This is a genomic window from Massilia sp. IC2-477 (assembly GCF_020707265.1).
GTDB lineage: Bacteria > Pseudomonadota > Gammaproteobacteria > Burkholderiales > Burkholderiaceae_D > Telluria.
In genome coordinates this window covers 137,892-156,089 of record NZ_JAJFEQ010000010.1, presented here as the reverse complement: position 1 = coordinate 156,089, position 18,198 = coordinate 137,892, and the positions used below count along the sequence as shown (strand labels likewise).

17 protein-coding genes are annotated in these 18,198 nt (G+C 65.5%); 8 read left to right on the top strand and 9 right to left on the bottom strand.

Annotated features, from left to right (window positions below; translation table 11 throughout):
• Positions 1–128: 128 nt before the first annotated feature.
• The 5 genes from rapZ to ilvA all read right to left on the bottom strand — a co-directional run bounded on the left by rapZ (position 129) and on the right by ilvA (position 5,395).
• Positions 129–1,007, bottom strand: coding sequence for an RNase adapter RapZ (gene rapZ, locus LK542_RS19715; RefSeq protein ID WP_227802710.1), 879 nt, complete (start codon positions 1,005–1,007; stop codon positions 129–131).
• Between the two features lie 26 nt (positions 1,008–1,033).
• A complete protein-coding gene (gene hprK, locus LK542_RS19710) occupies positions 1,034–1,969 on the bottom strand; it encodes an HPr(Ser) kinase/phosphatase (protein WP_227802937.1) in 936 nt (311 codons plus the stop codon).
• A 52-nt stretch (positions 1,970–2,021) separates the two neighbouring features.
• Complete coding sequence (locus LK542_RS19705) at positions 2,022–2,504, bottom strand: PTS sugar transporter subunit IIA (protein WP_027865730.1); 483 nt, start codon at positions 2,502–2,504, stop codon at positions 2,022–2,024.
• Positions 2,505–2,855: 351 nt separating this feature from the next.
• The gene (queF, locus tag LK542_RS19700; RefSeq protein WP_374040188.1) at positions 2,856–3,689 is read right to left on the bottom strand and encodes an NADPH-dependent 7-cyano-7-deazaguanine reductase QueF; all 834 of its coding nucleotides are present in this window, start codon (positions 3,687–3,689) and stop codon (positions 2,856–2,858) included.
• 167 nt (positions 3,690–3,856) lie between these two features.
• Positions 3,857–5,395: a threonine ammonia-lyase, biosynthetic gene (ilvA, locus tag LK542_RS19695; RefSeq protein ID WP_227813261.1), complete on the bottom strand. Its 1,539-nt coding sequence runs from the start codon at positions 5,393–5,395 to the stop codon at positions 3,857–3,859.
• A 199-nt stretch (positions 5,396–5,594) separates the two neighbouring features.
• Here ilvA and LK542_RS19690 point away from each other — a divergent pair, with 199 nt between their 5' ends.
• Entirely contained in the window at positions 5,595–6,098 is a 504-nt protein-coding gene (locus LK542_RS19690) for a YqaA family protein (protein ID WP_227802713.1), read from the top strand.
• Between the two features lie 17 nt (positions 6,099–6,115).
• Here LK542_RS19690 and LK542_RS19685 read toward each other — a convergent pair whose 3' ends face one another.
• On the bottom strand, positions 6,116–6,637 hold the full coding sequence (locus tag LK542_RS19685) for a DUF5625 family protein (protein WP_227813260.1): 522 nt from the start codon (positions 6,635–6,637) through the stop codon (positions 6,116–6,118).
• A 182-nt stretch (positions 6,638–6,819) separates the two neighbouring features.
• On the opposite strand from LK542_RS19685, the gene LK542_RS19680 reads away from it, so the two are divergent.
• Both LK542_RS19680 and LK542_RS19675 read left to right on the top strand, forming a co-directional pair.
• On the top strand, positions 6,820–7,416 hold the full coding sequence (locus LK542_RS19680) for a transglutaminase family protein (protein ID WP_227813258.1): 597 nt from the start codon (positions 6,820–6,822) through the stop codon (positions 7,414–7,416).
• On the top strand, positions 7,413–7,739 hold the full coding sequence (locus LK542_RS19675; RefSeq protein ID WP_227813257.1) for a hypothetical protein: 327 nt from the start codon (positions 7,413–7,415) through the stop codon (positions 7,737–7,739). The genes LK542_RS19680 and LK542_RS19675 overlap by 4 nt, the downstream gene beginning before the upstream one ends.
• A 16-nt stretch (positions 7,740–7,755) precedes the next feature.
• On the opposite strand, the gene LK542_RS19670 is transcribed toward LK542_RS19675, so the two are convergent.
• Positions 7,756–8,325: a TetR family transcriptional regulator gene (locus tag LK542_RS19670; RefSeq protein WP_227813256.1), complete on the bottom strand. Its 570-nt coding sequence runs from the start codon at positions 8,323–8,325 to the stop codon at positions 7,756–7,758.
• Positions 8,326–8,405: 80 nt separating this feature from the next.
• Between LK542_RS19670 and LK542_RS19665 the strand changes: the two genes are divergently transcribed.
• Complete coding sequence (locus LK542_RS19665; RefSeq protein WP_227813255.1) at positions 8,406–9,599, top strand: NAD(P)/FAD-dependent oxidoreductase; 1,194 nt, start codon at positions 8,406–8,408, stop codon at positions 9,597–9,599.
• Positions 9,600–9,607: 8 nt separating this feature from the next.
• Here LK542_RS19665 and LK542_RS19660 read toward each other — a convergent pair whose 3' ends face one another.
• Complete coding sequence (locus LK542_RS19660; RefSeq protein WP_227813254.1) at positions 9,608–10,150, bottom strand: DinB family protein; 543 nt, start codon at positions 10,148–10,150, stop codon at positions 9,608–9,610.
• A gap of 77 nt (positions 10,151–10,227) precedes the next feature.
• Between LK542_RS19660 and LK542_RS19655 the strand changes: the two genes are divergently transcribed.
• From LK542_RS19655 to LK542_RS19640, 4 genes are all read left to right on the top strand, one after another.
• On the top strand, positions 10,228–12,006 hold the full coding sequence (locus LK542_RS19655; protein WP_227813253.1) for an MEDS domain-containing protein: 1,779 nt from the start codon (positions 10,228–10,230) through the stop codon (positions 12,004–12,006).
• Positions 12,007–12,229: 223 nt separating this feature from the next.
• Positions 12,230–16,237, top strand: a complete 4,008-nt coding sequence (locus tag LK542_RS19650; RefSeq protein WP_227813252.1) for a DUF3683 domain-containing protein — start codon at positions 12,230–12,232, stop codon at positions 16,235–16,237.
• A 10-nt stretch (positions 16,238–16,247) separates the two neighbouring features.
• Positions 16,248–16,685, top strand: coding sequence for an HIT family protein (locus LK542_RS19645; RefSeq protein ID WP_227802722.1), 438 nt, complete (start codon positions 16,248–16,250; stop codon positions 16,683–16,685).
• 11 nt (positions 16,686–16,696) lie between these two features.
• Complete coding sequence (locus LK542_RS19640) at positions 16,697–17,116, top strand: gamma-butyrobetaine hydroxylase-like domain-containing protein (RefSeq protein WP_227802723.1); 420 nt, start codon at positions 16,697–16,699, stop codon at positions 17,114–17,116.
• Positions 17,117–17,145: 29 nt separating this feature from the next.
• On the opposite strand, the gene LK542_RS19635 is transcribed toward LK542_RS19640, so the two are convergent.
• Positions 17,146–18,138 carry a YafY family protein gene (locus tag LK542_RS19635; RefSeq protein WP_227813251.1) on the bottom strand — a complete coding sequence of 331 codons (993 nt, stop codon included), beginning with the start codon at positions 18,136–18,138 and terminating at the stop codon, positions 17,146–17,148.
• Positions 18,139–18,198 lie beyond the last annotated feature (60 nt).

Genomic DNA, 18,198 nt, shown 5'->3' with positions numbered 1-18,198 from the left:
AACCGTCATCCCGGCGAAGACCGGGATCCAATTTTGCGTGCGTGCCGCCTACGTGTGACGACAGTGGCACGCGACGAACTTGGGTTCCGGCCTTCGCCGGAACGACGGTTCTTCGGCTAACGATTAAATCAAACCGCCGCGTGCTTCGGCTGCTCGCGATGGCGAATGATTACCCGCTCCGTCTGCCCGAAGTAGGCGCCCAGCCGCTCCGCCATATACACCGAGCGGTGCTGCCCGCCGGTGCAGCCCACCGCCACCGTCAGGTAGGAGCGGTTATCGGTCTTGAACGAGGGCAGCCACTTTTCCACGAAGGCGCGGATGTCTTCCAGCATCTCGGCGGCGCTCGGCTGGGCGTCGAGGAAGGCGATCACCGGCGCATCCTTGCCCGTCAGCGGGCGCAGCGCCAGGTCGTAGTAGGGGTTCGGGATGGCGCGCACGTCGAACACGAAGTCGGCGTCGAGCGGCACGCCGACCTTGAAGGCAAAGGATTCGAAGAACAGGGTCAGCGGGGCGTGCTCGATGTCGGCCAGTTCCTTGATCCAGGCGCGCAGCTTGTTGGCCGAGAGTTCCGAGGTGTCGATCACGTGGCCCAGGTTTTCGATCGCCGACAGGCGCTCGCGTTCCTCGGCGATGCATTCGATCAGGGTACGGCGCGACGCGGGATTTTCGCCCGGACGCAGTTCGTGCGACAGCGGGTGGCTGCGCCGGGTTTCCGAGAAACGCGCGACCAGCGAGTGCGTGCTCGAGGTCAGGAACATCACCTTGACGTTATGTCCCTCTTCCTTCAGGTGGCGCACGCTCACCGGCAGTTCGACCAGCGACTCGGCACTGCGCGCATCGACCGCGACGGCGATCTTTTCCGTGCCTTTTTCGCTGACCGCATAGACCAGGGCCGGCAGCAGGGCCGGCGGCAGATTGTCGACGCAGTAGTAGCCTGCGTCTTCCAGGACATTCAGGGCAACCGATTTGCCCGAGCCGGAAATACCGGTAATGAGGACGATGTGCATAGGGGCGATGATACCCTAACTGGGTGTCAGTCGCCGCTCATGGCTTGACGTTGCCGCTCCATGAATTCCTGCAGCGTGTCGATGCCGCGCAGCTGCAGGATGGTGTTGCGCACGGCGGCCTCGAGCAGCACCGCGATGTTGCGGCCGGCCGCGACGGGAATCACCACCTTGCGGATCGGCAGGCCCAGCACGTCCTCGGTCGGGAAGTGAAAGGGCAGGCGTTCGACCTCTTCGTCCAGTGCACCGCGCTTGACCAGGTGGACGATCAGCTTGAGGCGCATCTTGCGGCGCACCGCGGTCTCACCAAAAATCGCCTTGATGTCCAGGAGGCCCAGGCCGCGCACTTCCAGCAGGTTCTGCAGCAGCGGCGGGCAGCGGCCTTCGATCATGTTCGGCGCGATGCGCGAGAATTCCACCGCGTCGTCGGCCACCAGGCCGTGCGAACGCGAGATCAGTTCCAGACCCAGCTCGCTCTTGCCCAGGCCCGAGTCGCCAGTGATCAGCACGCCCACGCCCAGCACGTCCATGAACACGCCGTGCATGATGACGCGCTGCGCCAGCTTCTTGGACAGGTAGACGCGCAGGAAGTCGATCACCTGCGCCGCCGGCAGCGGAGTCGAGAACAGGGGGATGTTCTGCTCGTCGCAGATGGCCAGGATGTCCGGGGGCGTTTCCAGCCCTTGCGCGATGATCAGCGCCGGCGGACCGCCGCCGACCAGTTCGCCGATCACGTGGGTGCGCGAGCTGGACTTGAGGCGGTGATAGTAGTTCAGTTCCTGGTGCCCGAAGACCTGGATTCGGCCAGGGTGGATCAGGTTCAGGTGGCCGACCTGGTCGGCGGCCGAGGCCGCATCGCCAGCGATCTGCCGCTCGCCGCCAGGGAAACCCGCGAACCAGCCCAGCTGGAGGCTGTCGCGGTTGTCGTCGTACAGGCGCTGGATGGTCAGCGGGCTTTGCAGCATGGGCATGGTGTCGAATGCGCGGCCAATTGCCGCACGGACAGTCTAATACAAATTAGCCCAGCGCCTGCAAGCTTGGCTGCCAGTTGATGATGCGTTCGTGCACGGATTTCGGGTCCGGATCGGTCGCCAGGGCATTGCGCACGGCTTCGTCCGAGAACAGCTCGGCAATTTCCGACAGGATTTCCAGGTGCTGCTGGGTGACGTGGTCCGGGATCAGCAGGAAGAACAGCAGGCTGACCGGCTGGCCATCCGGCGATTCGAACGGAATCGGCTCTTTCAGGCGCACAAAGGCGGCCAGCGGCGACTTCAGGCTCTTCGAGCCCTTGATCCGCCCGTGCGGCACGGCGACACCATGACCGAGGCCGGTGGAGCCGAGACGTTCGCGCGCGAACAGGTTGTCCGAGACGGTTGAACGGGCAATGCCGCAGTTATTTTCGAAAATCAGGCCAGCCTGCTCGAATGCGCGTTTTTTGCTGGAGACTTCCAGGTCCAGCTGCACGTTTTCGAGCGAGAGGATTTTGCTAAGGTTCGTCATAAAAGTGTGCCGTGCACAGGGGGTGAGTGCTTGCGAGGCGGAATTATAGGCCTGTTTCCGGGCCGTGACATTCGATTTCGCATCTGTACAAGCATACAGTTGGACAGAGCCGCAGCATGTGGCAAAAACCTGTGGTTTTGTTACGAATTGTATGCATCGACCATACGCAATTTCTTAGGCGGAATGACGCCAAAAAGTCTGCAATCGCGTGCCTAAGGCACCTCGGACCATCTTTTGCACGTAGTTTGCCACTTTTTTGTGCAGAACGTTTTCTACCCGATTAGCATGGGCATCTGCAGCCGGGTGTGGCTGAAAACGCACAGCCGACTTGCGTGTGCGCCCCGTTTTCGTTTATTGACGCGCGGTACGCAGGTTGCCCGGCATACCGGTGCTGAAATTGGCGCGCCAGGGATTGATGTCAAGGCCGCCACGGCGGGTATAGCGCGCATAGACCGCCAGCTTGGTCGGCTTGCACTGGCGCAGCACGTCCATGAAGATGCGTTCGACGCACTGCTCATGAAACTCGTTGTGCTCGCGGAAACCGATTAGGTACTTGAGCAGGCCTTCCTGGTCGATCTGCGGACCGACATAGCGGATCTGCACGGTGCCCCAGTCGGGCTGGCCGGTGACCAGGCAGTTCGACTTCAGCAGGTGCGACACCAGGGTTTCCTCGACCGGCGCTTCTTCCGTGTTGGCGCTGAGGAGCTGGGGCGACGGTAGGTACTGGTCGATCTCGACGTCGAGACGGTCCAGCAGGGAGCCCTCGAGCTCGCCCATCTTCAGGCTGCCGAAGGCGTCCGGCGTGGTGACCGTCACGTGCACCGGCGCGCCGAAGGCGGCGGACAGGTCCTGGCGCAGCAGTTCGACCAGCGCGTCGGTACCGGCGAGCTTGGTCTGGTTGAAGGAATTTAAATATAACTTGAACGACTTCGATTCGACGATGTTGGGCGAATCGGCGGGCGCTGTGATGGTCGCGATCGCCACCTGCGGCTTGCCGCGCATGTTCAGCCAGGACAGCTCATAGGCGTTCCAGATGTCGACCCCGAAGAAGGGGAGTCGCGTGCCGACGCCCAGGCCGATCTCTTCGCGCTTTTGCAGGCGCGGGATCGGGAACAGGAGTTCGGGAGCGTACTGGCTCTGGTAGGCGGAGGATTTGCCGAGTGGCGATTGATCAGGAGTATTCATAGCAAACATGAGACGCTTGTGGCGTCCGTAGGGTGGTCGGCTTTGCCGACCGCGCGTTCAACGAAAGATTGCGTACTGGCGGCGTGGGTAACACTGCGGTACGTGAAATTGGGCACCGGCCTTCGCCGGTGCGACGGTTTTAAGCAGCAGGCAAGATCGGCCGAAATCTATGCGCCCAGGAACAACTTATAGACCGGGTTGGCACTCTCATCCCAATAGCGGTAACCAAGCGTCGCCAGGAACTGCCTGAACTCATCCATCTCCGCCGCCGGCACCTGGATGCCGACCAGGATGCGTCCCACGTCGCCGCCCTGGTTCCGGTAGTGAAACAAGGAGATGTTCCAGTTCGGCGCCATGCTGTCCAGGAAGCGCATCAGCGCGCCCGGCCGTTCGGGAAACTCGAAACGATACAGCAATTCGTCCTGGGCCAGCGCGCTTTTTCCGCCCACCAGGTGGCGGATGTGCAGCTTGGCCATCTCGTCGTGCGTCAGGTCGAGGGTGCGGAAATCGTGTTCCTCGAAGGTGCGCGCCAGCAGGCCCGACTCGCTGCGGCTGCCCACCTGCACGCCGACGAAAATGTGGGCCTCGCGCGCATCGCTGATGCGGTAGTTGAACTCGGTGACGTTGCGCGGGCCGACCAGCGCGCAGAAACGCCGGAAGCTGCCGCGCTGCTCGGGGATGGTCACCGCGAACACGGCTTCGCGCGATTCGCCCAGTTCCGCGCGCTCGGCCACGAAGCGCAGGCGGTCGAAGTTCATGTTGGCGCCGCAGGCCACCGCCACCAGGGTCTCGCCCTTGACCGGCTGCTTCGCCATCTGCGAGCGTTCCACGTAGGCCTTGGCGCCGGCCACGGCCAGCGCGCCGGCCGGCTCCAGGATGCTGCGGGTGTCCTGGAACACGTCCTGGATCGCGGCGCAGATCGCGTCGGTGTCGACGATGATGATCTCGTCCACCACCTGCTGCGCCACGCGGAAGGTCTCTTCGCCCACCAGGCGCACCGCGGTGCCGTCCGAGAACAGGCCGACATCCGTCAGGGTGACGCGCTGGCCAGCCTTCAGGCTTTTCGCCATCGCGTCCGAATCGATGGTCTGCACGCCGATCACCTTGATGTCGGGCCGCACCGCCTTCACGTAGGCGCCCACGCCCGCAACCAGGCCGCCGCCGCCGATCGCCACGAAGATGGCGTGGATCGGGCCCGAGTGCTGGCGCAGGATCTCCATGCCGATGGTGCCCTGGCCGGCGATGACGTCGGGGTCGTCGAAGGGGTGGACGAAGGTCAGGCGCTGCTCCTTCTCCAGCAGCAGCGCGTGGTGGTAGGCGTCGGTGTACGAGTCGCCGTGCAGCACCACCTCGACGCTGGCGCCGCCGCGCGCCTTGACGGCGTCGACCTTGACCTGTGGGGTGGTGGTGGGCATCACGATCAGCGCGCGGCAGCCGAGGCGCGCCGCCGACAGGGCCACGCCCTGGGCGTGGTTGCCGGCCGAGGCGCAGATCACGCCGCGTTTCAACTGTTCCGGCGTCAGGTTCGCCATCTTGTTGTAGGCGCCGCGCAGCTTGAAGCTGAACACGCTCTGCATGTCCTCGCGCTTGAAGTAGATGCGGTTGTTGATGCGCCGGGATAGCGTGGGGGCGTATTCGAGCGGCGTTTCTTCGGCCACGTCGTAGACGCGGGCGGTCAGGATTCTCTTGAGGTAGTCGGTAGTCATGGTCGGCAATCGGAATAGCAATACCGGCGTGGGATGAGCCGGCGGTCCGGACGACGCCTGCTAGCTGCTCGGAGGGTGACCGGGGCGCACAGTGGCGATGCGGCGCGCTGGATGGCAGGCGCGGCGTATCGTGTCGTTACGATAAGTGATCCTCATTATAATGGACACCTGTCGCCATTGCTCACCACCTGCCCACCCGATGATCGAAAACGCCGTCCTCTGGCTGCTGAACGTCCTTGCCGCACCGAGCATCGGGCTGACCTCCATTTTCATCATCAGCTTCATCTCGGCCACCCTGCTGCCGCTGGGGTCGGAACCAGCCGTGTTCGCGGTGGTCAAGGCGAATCCCGCGATGTTCTGGCCGGCGATCCTGGTCGGCACGCTGGGCAATACCCTGGGCGGCGCGGTCGACTATTTCATCGGCTACCGCGCCAAGATCGCCTTCGCCAAGGAACGCCAGAGCCGCTGGTTCGGCTGGCTGAAAAAATACGGCGCCAAGACCATGCTGCTGTCCTGGGTGCCGGGCGTGGGCGACCCCCTGTGCACGCTGGCCGGCTGGCTGCACCTGCCGTTCTGGCCGAGCGTGATGTACATGGCGATCGGGAAGTTCGCCCGCTACGTCACCATGACGGCGATCCTGCTGTACATCCCGGACGGGTTCTGGAAGACCGTGGGCGATTTCTTCGAGCGCCTGATCGGCTAGCGGCCCGCGCAGGCGTCTTATTTCCGCATGCCGGAGAAAAGCGATACCGTTGTTCTCACCCCATCCAGTCCGGACTGGCTTTCCAGGTTGCGTATCTCGGCAATGTAGTCGCCTCGCGCCAGCTCCAGCCGCGCCGCGCGCCGCTGTTTGACCAGGGAAGTCCCGTCCGAGATGCACAGGGTGTCGACCACCTTGTCCAGCATGAGCGTCCCGCTGCGCTTTTCACGGACCAGCACGTGGATGGGAATCGGTCTTCCCGCGCCCGCCTGTTCTGCGCCATCGCGCTTGCAATCCACTTCGTGGCGGGAGCCAACGACCATGTCGTCATCCTTGGCCTGCGCCGTGGGGAAGTGGAAGCGCAGTTCCAGAAAATAGGTTTTGCTCACGGGCGCCCTGAATTCCTTGACGAAGCCTGCCTGCGCCTGCTGCAGCGGGAGCGCCTCGTCGTGGAACAGGGGCGGGAATGCGCAGGCACTCGATGCGAACAGCACCAGTCCAATGACGGGCTTTTTGCACAGGGCATAGGTGATCGGGCCCATCTTGTTCCATCCTTTCGGCGATATGGTGTCGGATGCCCATCATGTCGCCGCTTTCCCGGCGGCGCAGCATCGCGCGCCAGGTCGCGCGCTGGACGACGCGGGGTATCGGGAATCGATACCCGGCAAGCCCGGGCGGGTAGAATCGCGGATCGGACAACAGGGAGGACAGCTTGGAAGCGGATATGCAGGCTTATCTCGGCGCCAGCCGCCACATCGATGTCGAGGACCCGCAGGTAGCAGCCACGGCGCGCCGGCTGGCGCAGGGAGCCGGCTCGGAGGCGGAGGTGGTACGCGCCTGCTTCGAGTTCGTGCGCGACGCGATCGAACACAGCGCCGACTTCCGGCGCAATCCGGTTACGGTCAGCGCGTCGGAAGTGCTGCGCCACGGGACGGGCTTCTGCTACGCCAAGAGCCACCTGCTGGCGGCCCTGCTCAGGGCCAACGGCATCCCGGCCGGCCTGTGCTACCAGCGCATGGCGACCGGGAACGAGGAAGCGCCATACTGCCTGCACGGGCTGAATGCGGTCTGGCTGAAGGAACATGGCTGGTACCGGCTCGACCCGCGCGGCGACAAGCCGGGCGTGAACAGCCGCTTCGATCCGCCGCGCGAAGCGCTGCCTTTTACGCCGACGGGCGCGGGGGAGGGCGACCTGCCCGGCGTGCTGGCCGAGCCGCTGCCGGTCGTGGTCGAGGCCCTGCAGGCATGCAGCACGTTTGAAGAGGTGCTGGCGGCGCTGCCCGACAGCGCGCTCGCGGGCGCGGTATCATGGCGCCCATGAACAAGCCTCCCAGCCTTCTCTGGCTCTTCCTCGTCCTCGCCCTGCTGGCCGTGTTCGGCTTCGTGGGCGCGCGCTACATGCTCAAGGCCCATTCGCAGTCCACGCTGGACCAGCTGGCCGTCGTCTGGCCGAACATCGCCACCATGCCGGAACAGGAACGCGGCTTCCTCGTCGAACTGGCCCATACCTGCAATCTCACCACCCGCGAGCCTGTGCGCGCGGAAGTCGTCGACTGCCTGCGCTCGGTGCGCATGGACGCGAACGCAAGCGCGCGCCTCGATCGCCTGCTCGGGCAGACGGCGCCGGCAGCACCGCAGCGCTGAGCGGACCAGGTCCAATCTACAAGGGGCCCACCAGATAACGCTGGATCGTCGCACCGACGATGCGCACCGTGGCGTCGCGCGACAATGTTCCCGTGCCGAGCTCCAGCACGTAGCGCACCGTGGCCAGGCCGAGCATCTGGGACGCCACCAGTCCGGCACGGGTGTCCGCTTCGGCCGCCTCATACCCCATCCCCCGTACCGCCGTCAGCAGCTGGTCGTGGAAAATCGCATGAATCCGTGCGCGCGCTGCCGCATGGCTGGACGCCGCCCGCAGCAGCGCCACCAGTTCCCGGCCGGCCCGATCGTCCTCCCAGATGGCGAGGAAATGGGACACAAGGAGACGGCCCAGCCTGGCGCGTGCGAGTTCCTGCAGGGGCGGAAGACGCAAGTTGAAATCAGCCGCCAGAGCGAACAGGCTTTCCTTGCTCTCGAAGTAGCGGATGGCCAGCGCGACGTTCGTTTCCGCAAGCGCCGCGATCTGGCGCAGGGTGGTGGATTCGTAGCCCTGTGTCGCGAAGAGCGAGCGTGCCGCTTCGAGAATGCGGTCGCGGGTTGCCTGGGAACGGCGAACGGGTTGGTCGGTCATGGGAGACGAAATGTAAACGATGGTTTACATTTTGCCCTGCGTCGCCAATAATGTAAACAACCGTTTACATGGAGGCTGACATGGACAGTGTTTCTGATTCGGTGGTAAAGACCGGCGTGCTGGTGGTGGGCGCCGGACCGGTAGGGATGGCCCTGCATCTCGCCCTGCGGCGCCAGGGCGTCGCCTGCATCCAGGTCGACAAGCACGCCGCAGGCCTGAATACCTCGCGCGCCGCCGTGATCCATGCGCGCACGCTGGAAGTACTGGAATCCCTGGGTGTCGTTCCCGAGCTCTTGTCGAGCGGCCTGCAAGTGACCGACTTCCGGGTGCGCGAGACTGATCGCGTGCTCCTGCATATCGGGTTTTCGGAACTGCCTTCTGTCTACCGCTATGCCCTCATGTGTCCACAGGACCAGACCGAGCGCATCCTGCGCCGGCATCTGGATGCGGCGGGTGGCCTGATCGATCGGCCGGAAACCCTGCTCACGCTTGCCGAAAGCGCGGACGGGGTGCTTGCCCGGGTGGGTTCGCCGGACCGGGGGAGCCGCACCGTACACGCGCAATGGGTGGTGGGCTGCGACGGGGTGCACAGCACGGTGCGCGAGCTGGCCGGCATCGCCTTCGAGGGCGAGGATTACACGGAGACCTTCGTGCTGGCCGACGTCAGGATGGACTGGCCTATCGCGCGCTGCGAGGTCAGCCTCTTCTTTTCCGCCAGGGGCCTGGTCGTGGTGGCGCCGCTGCCGGAAGAAGACGGGCGCTCCACGGACCGCTACCGCATCGTCGCGACGGTGGCGCAGTCGGGCGACGCACCCGGCATCCCCGAGGTACAGGCGATCCTGGACGAGCGTGGGCCGCGCGGCGCCGCAGGCCGCATCCGCGAATTGCTATGGAGTTCGGCATTCTACCTGCAGCACCGGGTTGCGGAACAGGTCTCCAGGGGGCGGGTGCTGCTGTGCGGCGACGCAGCTCACGCACATAGTCCAGCCGGCGGCCAGGGCATGAATACCGGGATCCAGGATGCGCTCTCGCTGGCGGCTCCCCTGGCGCAGGCCTTGCGCGAGGGCGACCTGCGCGCGCTGGAAGCGTGGGCCGCACGGCGGCACGCGGTGGCGCGCGAGGTGGTGCGGATGACCGATGCCATGACGCGTGCCGCCACCGTCGCGTCGCCACTGGGCCGGTCGTTGCGCAACACGATGCTCGACCTGCTCGGGCGCTTTCCGCTTGTGCAGGAGAAGATCGCCACCCGGCTGGCACAGCTGCACGTGAACTAGCCGATGGATCAGCCCAGGGCAGCGTCCGGCAGCAGCACGAACAGGTCGGTGACGCCGATGTCGGCGCCGGCCTGGCTGAGCAGGGTGCTGGCCTGGCCGCGGTGATGGGTCTGGTGGTTGAAGAAGTGCAGCAGCAGGTCGCCGAAATGACGCTGGAATTCCTTGCCGCCCAGGTTGCGGTAGACCAGAACCTGTTCCAGGTCCGCATCGTGGATCTCGGCGGCCATGGCCGTGATCACGCCATCCAGGCGCAGCCGGTGTTCGCGCAATTCCGCCACGCTGGCGCCGAAGGAATGGGTGAGGCCGGTCGGCGTGGGCATGCCGTGCATCGGCGCCAGGGCAGGGAAGGCCGATGGATGCTGCGAGAAGCGCTTGAGCCAGATCGTGTCACCTGCGAGCAGGTGGTTCATGGTTCCCAGCAGCGAGCCGAAGAAGGCGCCGCGGTCGACGCTTACCTCGTCAGCAGGTAGCGTCGCAGCGGCGTCGTACAGCTGGCGGTTCATGGTCTCGTTGTACTGCGCCAGCAGGATGATGTCTTTACGCGTGGGCACTTCACTTCCTCTCGAAAATTGTCGGCAAAAGGAGTGTATGATGCTTTGTCATACTTCTGTTGGGCGTGAGGGAAACGATGAGCGACACTATCCGCGCTTCCGGCATCGATGCCGTCGGCGACATCCCGTGGGGATCGCACTTCTGCCAGTTCTACCGGGAAGAGCAGGATCTCGTCGAGACCCTGGTGCCCTTCTTCACGACGGGCCTCGCCGCCAACGAATCCTGCCTCTGGGTCACCTCCAAGGCGCTGGACGCCGACAAGGCAAAGAGCCTGCTGTCGCGCGCGGTCCCGGACCTGAACGGCTACCTGCGCAGTGGCCAGCTGGAGGTCGTGTCGATCAGCGACTGGTACCAGGCCGGCAACGGCTTCGAGCAGGACGAGGTGCTCGCCAGCTGGCTGGAACGCGAAGCGCGCTCGCACGAACAAGGCTTCGCCGGGCTGCGCCTGACCGGCGACACCAGCTGGGTGGAACGCTCGGGCTGGGACGACTTCATGGCCTACGAAAGCCGCGTCAACGGGGCCTTCAACCGGCGCAAGCTGGTCGCGCTGTGTACCTACTGCCTCGACAACTGCAGTCCGAGCGACGTGCTCGACGTCTGCCGCCACCACCAGTTTGCGCTGGCACGCCGCGACGGCGACTGGGAGCTGCTCGAGAGTTCGTCCCTGAAGGTCGCCAAGGACCGCCTGCTGCGCATGAATGGCGAGCTGGAAGAGCGCGTCGCGGCGCGTACTGCCGCCCTGAACCAGGCCCTGCACGCGCGCGACGAATTCCTCGCCATGCTCGGGCACGAGCTGCGCAACCCGCTGGCGCCGATCCGCAGCGCCGCTGAACTGATCCAGACCGCCGCCCCGGCCGGCTCGGCGATCGCCGACAGCGCCGCGGTCCTGACGCGCCAGGCGGGCCACCTGACGCGCCTGGTGAACGACCTGCTCGACGCGGCCCGCGTCACCCAGGGACAGATCCAGATCGAGCGGGCGCCGGTGTCGCTGGCCGGCATCATCGACACCGCGGTGGAACAGTCGCGCGCCCTGATCGACCAGCGCGGGCATTCGCTCTCGGTCGGCGTGCCGGGCCGCGCGGTCCATGTGCATGCGGACGCCACCCGGCTGGCGCAAGTGTTCGGCAACCTGCTCAACAATGCGGCGAAGTACACGCCGGATGGGGGCGAGGTGTCGATCGGCGCCCAGGTGCGCGACGGCATGGCGACGATCCGGGTGACGGACAACGGCACCGGCATCCCGGCGCCGATGCTCGATTCCATCTTCGACCTGTTCACCCAGCTGCCACGCTCGCTGGCGCGTTCGGACGGCGGCCTCGGCGTCGGCCTGACGCTGGCGCGCCGCATCGTCGACATGCACGAGGGGACGATCAGCGCCGAGAGCGCGGGATCCGACCAGGGCAGTACCTTCACGGTACGGATCCCGGTGTGCGAAGCGCCTGGCCAGGCCAGAAGCGCGGCGCCGGAACCGCGCCATACCGGACTGCCCGGCCGTCGCATCCTGGTGGTGGACGACAACGGCGACGCGCGCGAGATGATGGCCAGCCTGATCTCCCTGCACGGCCACGAGGTATCGACCGCCGAAGACGGCGCAAGCGCGGTGGAGCAGGCGCGCCTGCTCGCACCGGACCTGGTGATCATGGACATCGGCCTGCCCGACATGGACGGCTACGAGGCGGCCCGGCGCATTCGCTCCCTCGGGTTGTCGACGGCGCCGCGGCTGGTCGCATTGACGGGTTATGGCCAGCCGTCGGATCTCGCACTGGCGCAGGCGGCAGGTTTCGATGCACACCTGCTCAAGCCCGCCGCATTTGAAGACGTCATGGCCACCGTCGTGAGGCTGACCGCACAGTAGCCGGCCTTACGCAATATGCCGTTCTTTGCCTTGGTGCAAATGAATGATGCATCGTCGGGCTTCCATGCAAATGAAATTTGCATGCAGGCATGCTTATTGGCATTTTATTGCGCAGTAATGTCCCGCTTTTCTGGACAGCGTCAGCGTGGTGCAACGCAATAAGCTAGAATGAACGTCCTTCGGACTCGTCCGACCGACGCACTGCATCCACGCCTCACAGCCCATGAACGCGCCCGCACACATCCATACCCTGCTTGCCGACAACGCCCCCGCGCGCCTGCGCGAGATCCCGTACAACTACACCTCGTTCTCCGATCGCGAAATCGTGATCCGCCTGCTGGGTGAGTCGTCGTGGCGCCTGCTCGACGAGCTGCGCGGCGCACGCCAGACCGGGCGCTCGGCCCGCATGCTGTACGAGGTGCTGGGCGACATCTGGGTGGTGCGCCGCAATCCCTACCTGCAGGACGACCTGCTGGACAACCCCAAGCGCCGCCAGAAGCTGATCGACGCCTTGCACCACCGCCTGGCCGAAGTCGACAAGCGCCGCCTGACGGTCGATGCGAGCGAAGGCGACGCCGAGCTCTCCGCCTCGCGCAGCGCCGCGGTCGAACAGCTCCTGGACGCCGCCCGCAAGGCGGTGGACGACTTCGCGCGCGAGTTCCGCGAGACCTACGACTTGCGCAAGCGCGCAAGGCAGGTGCTCGGCGCCTACACCGACAAGCGCAACATCCGCTTCGACGGCATGCACCGCGTCTCGCACGTCACCGACGCCACCGACTGGCGCGTCGAATACCCCTTCCTGGTGCTGCTCCCGGACAGCGAAGAAGAGATGGCCGGCCTGGTGAAAGGCTGCATCGAGCTGGGCCTGACCATCATCCCGCGCGGCGGCGGCACCGGCTACACCGGCGGCGCGATTCCGCTCACGCCGATGTCGGCCGTGATCAACACCGAAAAGCTGGTCCAGCTGGGCGAGGTCGAGATGACGCGCCTGCCGGGCGTGGAGCGCGAATACGCCACCATCCACACCTATGCCGGCGTGGTCACCCAGCGCGTCTCGCAGGCCGCTGAAAAGGCCGGTTTCGTGTTCGCGGTCGACCCGACCTCGGCCCACGCCTCCTGCATCGGCGGCAACATCGCCATGAACGCGGGCGGCAAGAAGGCCGTCCTGTGGGGCACGGCGCTCGACAACCTGGCATCCTGGCGCATGGTCGACCCGAACGGCGACTGGCTGGAAGTCACGCGCATGGACCACAACCTGTCCAAGATCCACGACGCGCCGGTCGCCACGTTCAAGCTCGAATGGCGCCATCCGTCGGCGCGCGGCGTGGCGCAGAACGAACCGTTCCGCGTCGAGACCTTGAGCATCGAAGGCCGGCGCTTCCGCAAGGAAGGCCTGGGCAAGGACGTCACCGACAAATTCCTGGCCGGCCTGCCGGGCATCCAGAAAGAAGGCACCGATGGATTGATCACGTCGGCGCGCTGGATCCTGCACAAGATGCCGAAGTTCACCCGCACCGTGGCGCTGGAATTCTTCGGCCAGGCGCGCGATGCGATTCCATCGATCGTCGAGATCAAGGATTACCTCGACAGCCTGCCGAAGAACGGCGACCCGGCCTTTGCCACCATCCGCCTGGCGGGCCTGGAGCACCTCGACGAGCGCTACCTGCGCGCGGTTGGCTATGCCACCAAATCGAAGCGCGGCGTGCTGCCCAAGATGGCGCTGTTCGGCGACATCGTCGGCGACGACGAGAACGCGGTGGCGATCGCCGCCTCGGAAGTGGTGCGCCTGGCGAACACCCGCGTGGGCGAAGGCTTCGTCGCCGTGAGCGCGGAAGCGCGGAAAAAATTCTGGCTGGATCGCGCCCGTACCGCGGCCATCGCACGCCACACCAACGCCTTCAAGATCAACGAAGACGTCGTGATTCCCCTGAACCGCATGGGCGAATACACCGACGGCATCGAGCGCATCAACGTCGAGCTGTCGATCAAGAACAAGCTGCAGCTGGCGGAAGCCCTGCATGGGTACCTCTCGAACGAGCACCTGCCGATCGAGAAGAGCGACGACGCCACCGGCGACACCATCGACCGCGCCGAGATCCTGGGTGACCGGCCGCAGCAGGCGGTGGCGCTGGTGGAACTGGTCGCGGCGCGCTGGGGCTTCATCCTGGCCAACCTGGACCAGCCGCTGGCGGCGGTGCGCGGCAAGCTCGATGAGCTGGGCCTGGGCCAGCTGTCGGCCACGCTGGACCAGCGCATCGGCACCCAGCCCGACGCGCTGCTGTTCGACGTGGTGCAGGACCACACGATTCGCGCCTCCTGGAAGCAGGAACTGCGCGCGCCGCTGCGCCAGATCTTCAACGGCGCCGCCTACAAGTGCATCCTCGACGAGTGCACGGCGATCCACAAGCGCATCCTGCGCTCGCGCGTGTTCGTGGCCCTGCACATGCACGCGGGCGACGGCAACGTGCACACCAACCTGCCGGTGAACTCGGATGACTACGCGATGCTGCAGGACGCGCACAAGGCCGTCGAGCGCATCATGAAGCTGGCCCGCTCGCTGGACGGCGTGATCTCGGGCGAGCACGGAATCGGCATCACCAAGCTCGAATTCCTCACCGACGACGAGATCCACGAGTTCCGCGAGTACAAGCTGCGCGTCGATCCGGAAGGCCGCTTCAACAAGGGCAAGCTGCTGAACACGACCGCCGTGTCGGCCGATCTCACCAATGCCTACACGCCATCCTTCGGCCTGATGGGCCACGAGTCGCTGATCATGCAGCAGAGCGACATCGGCGAGATCGCCAACAGCATCAAGGACTGCCTGCGCTGCGGCAAGTGCAAGCCGGTGTGCACCACCCACGTGCCGCAGTCGAACCTGCTGTACTCGCCGCGCGACAAGATCCTGGCCACCTCGGCCCTGATCGAAGCCTTCCTGTACGAAGAGCAGACCCGCCGCGGCGTCTCGATCCGGCACTGGGAAGAATTCGAGGACGTGTCCGACCACTGCACCGTGTGCCACAAGTGCGTGACGCCGTGCCCGGTCAACATCGACTTCGGCGACGTCTCGATGAACATGCGTAACCTGCTGCGCAAGATGGACAAGCGCAGCTTCAAGCCGGCCAACCGCGCCGCCATGTTCTTCCTGAACGCGACCGATCCGACCACCATCAACATGACCCGCAAGGCCATGGTGGACCTGGGCTACAAGGCCCAGCGCCTGGGCAACCAGATGCTGCGCGGCCTGGCCAAGGTGCAGGTGGAAGCGCCGCCCCCGACCACCGGCAAGGCGCCGGTGCGCGAGCAGGTGATCCACTTCATCAACAAGAAAATGCCGGGCAACCTGCCGAAGAAGACGGCGCGCGCGCTGCTCGACATCGAGGACGACAAGGTCATCCCGATCATCCGCAACCCGAAGGCGACCAACGCCGATACGGAGGCCGTGTTCTACTTCCCGGGCTGCGGCTCGGAGCGCCTGTTCTCGCAGGTGGGCCTGGCGACCCAGGCGATGCTGTGGGAAGTGGGCGTGCAGACCGTGCTGCCGCCGGGCTACCTGTGCTGCGGCTACCCCCAGCGCGGCGCCGGCCAGTACGACAAGGCCGACAAGATGGTGACGGACAACCGCGTGCTGTTCCACCGCATGGCCAACACGCTGAACTACCTGGATATCAAGACGGTCGTGGTGTCCTGCGGCACCTGCTACGACTCGCTGGCGAACTACGAGTTCGACAAGATCTTCCCGGGCTGCCGCCTCATCGACATTCACGAATACCTGATGGAGAAGGGCGTGAAGCTGGAAGGCGTCACCGGTACCCGCTACATGTACCACGACCCCTGCCACACGCCGATGAAGTTGCAGGATTCGATCAAGACCGTGAATGCGCTGGTGTCCACCAGTGACAACGTGAAGATCGAAAAGAACGAGCGCTGCTGCGGCGAGTCCGGCACCTTCGCCGTGAGCCGTCCGGACATCGCGACCCAGGTCCGCTACCGCAAGGAAGCCGAGATGGAGAAGGGCGCCGACAAGCTGCGCGCCGACGGCTTTACCGGCGAGGTCAAGATCCTGACCAGCTGCCCATCCTGCCTGCAGGGCCTGTCGCGCTACAACCATGACGCCGGCACCACCGCCGACTACATCGTGGTCGAGATGGCCCGCCACCTGCTGGGCGAGAACTGGATGCCGGACTACGTCGCCCGCGCCAACAACGGCGGTATCGAAAGGGTGCTGGTATGAAGGAAGTGCTATGAAAGAAGTAATGCGGCAGCCCGGTTGCGAACTGTGCGACCTGGCCGTCCCCGTCGTCTGGCAGGACGAAAAGCTGTCGGTCATCATCGTCGACGATGCCGCCTATCCGGGCTTTTGCCGCGTCATCTGGCGCGAGCACGTGCGCGAGATGAGCGACCTGGCGCATGACGACCGCCTGCTGCTGAACGAAGCGGTGTTCCTGGTCGAGGAAGCGGTGCGCGAGGTGATGCAGCCGCTGAAGGTCAACGTGGCCAGCCTGGGCAACGTGGTGCCGCACCTGCACTGGCATATCATTCCGCGCTATGCGGACGATGCGCACTTCCCGGCGCCGGTGTGGGCCCAGGCCGCCCGTCAGACCGACGAGGCGACGCTGGCCGCACGCCGCGCGCAGCTAGCGGACCTGGCGGCAGCGATCGCCAAACGTTTCAACGAATAAGAGGAGTCGTCATGCCCAACCCACTTGATATCGCCGTGCGCCAGAAATCGCGCGTCCTGGAAATCGCCTTCGACGATGGCAGCAATTTTGCGATCCCGTTCGAACTGATGCGCGTGTATTCGCCCTCGGCCGAGGTGAAGGGCCACGGCCCGGGCCAGGAAGTGCTCCAGCTGGGCAAGCGCGAGGTCGGGATCACGGGCGTGGAGCCGGTCGGGAACTACGCCATCAAGCCCCTGTTCGACGATGGCCACGGCAGCGGCATCTTCACCTGGGACTATCTCTACAAGCTGGGCAGCGAAGAGGCCTCGCTGTGGCAGCAATACCTCGACCGCCTGCATGCCGCCGGCTTCGCGGGCGACAGCGGCCGCGCGCCGGGTACCGAAATGCCGGGCGCGGCGCCGAAGTCCGGCGGCTGCGGCCACCACCACTGATCTGCCGCGTGGGCGGAAATCCGCCCACCCTACGAATATGGCTCGGTTGTAGGGTGGGCGGGTTCCCCGCCCACGCGGTCAAGCTGCCTTAATAAATCCTCAGCGCACCTGCGCACCGCGTCGCGCAGTTCTGGCGGCCGCCTGATCTCGAACCCGAAGGGCAGGCTCGCCAGCTGGCGCGCAAACCACGCGATATCGTCCGACTGGTTGTGCATGAGGATGCCGTCGTCGGCCTGCTCGAACACACCCATCGTGTCGAAGAACTGCGCCTGGGCGCGCTCCAGCGTCGTCTTCAACAGCACCTCGACCGTCCAGGCGCGGGGCAGGGTGGCCACCGAGCGCACCAGGTAGCCCAGCGCATCGAAGTCCGCCGGCCGCGCGAACGCTTCCTCCAGCGCGCCCATCGACCGGATGCGGTCGAGACGGAAGGAACGCACGTCATTGCGCAGATGGCACCAGCCCACCGCATACCAGCAGCCGTCGTGGAAAGCCAGGCCGTAGGTATCGACCGCCCGTTCTGAAGGCGTGCCCGCCGCATCCACGTAATCCAGTCGCACGCGCCGGCCGGCGCGCGCCGCCACCGACAGCACGGCAAGCGCCGCGTGTCCCGTCGCGCCATTGGCGCGGCGCAGGCCGAGCTGCACGGTCTCGTCGATGGCGCGCACGCGCTGGCGCAGGTTCGACGGCATGGTGCGCTCCAGCTTGGACTGGGCGCCGGCAATGGCCGGCGCCGCCCGGTCCAGCCCGAGGCTGCGCGCGGCCAGCAGGCCGACCGACAGGGCCAGCGCCTCGTCCTCGCTGAACATCATCGGCGGCAGCTTGAAGCCGGCCACCAGCGCATAGCCGCCGGCGCGTCCGCGTTCGGCCGTGACCGGAATGCCCATCTCTTCCAGCGTGGCGATGTAGCGCCGCACTGTGCGCGTGTCCACCTCCAGCCGCGCCGCGATCTCGGCGCCGCTGACCTGGCCATGGGCCTGGAGCAGCTCGAGCACGGCCAGCACCCGCGTCGTTGGTTTGGTCATCGCAGCCTCGTCGAATTAATCAGGGCCGATTATGTCCTGATTCGATCTTATCGTGCCATC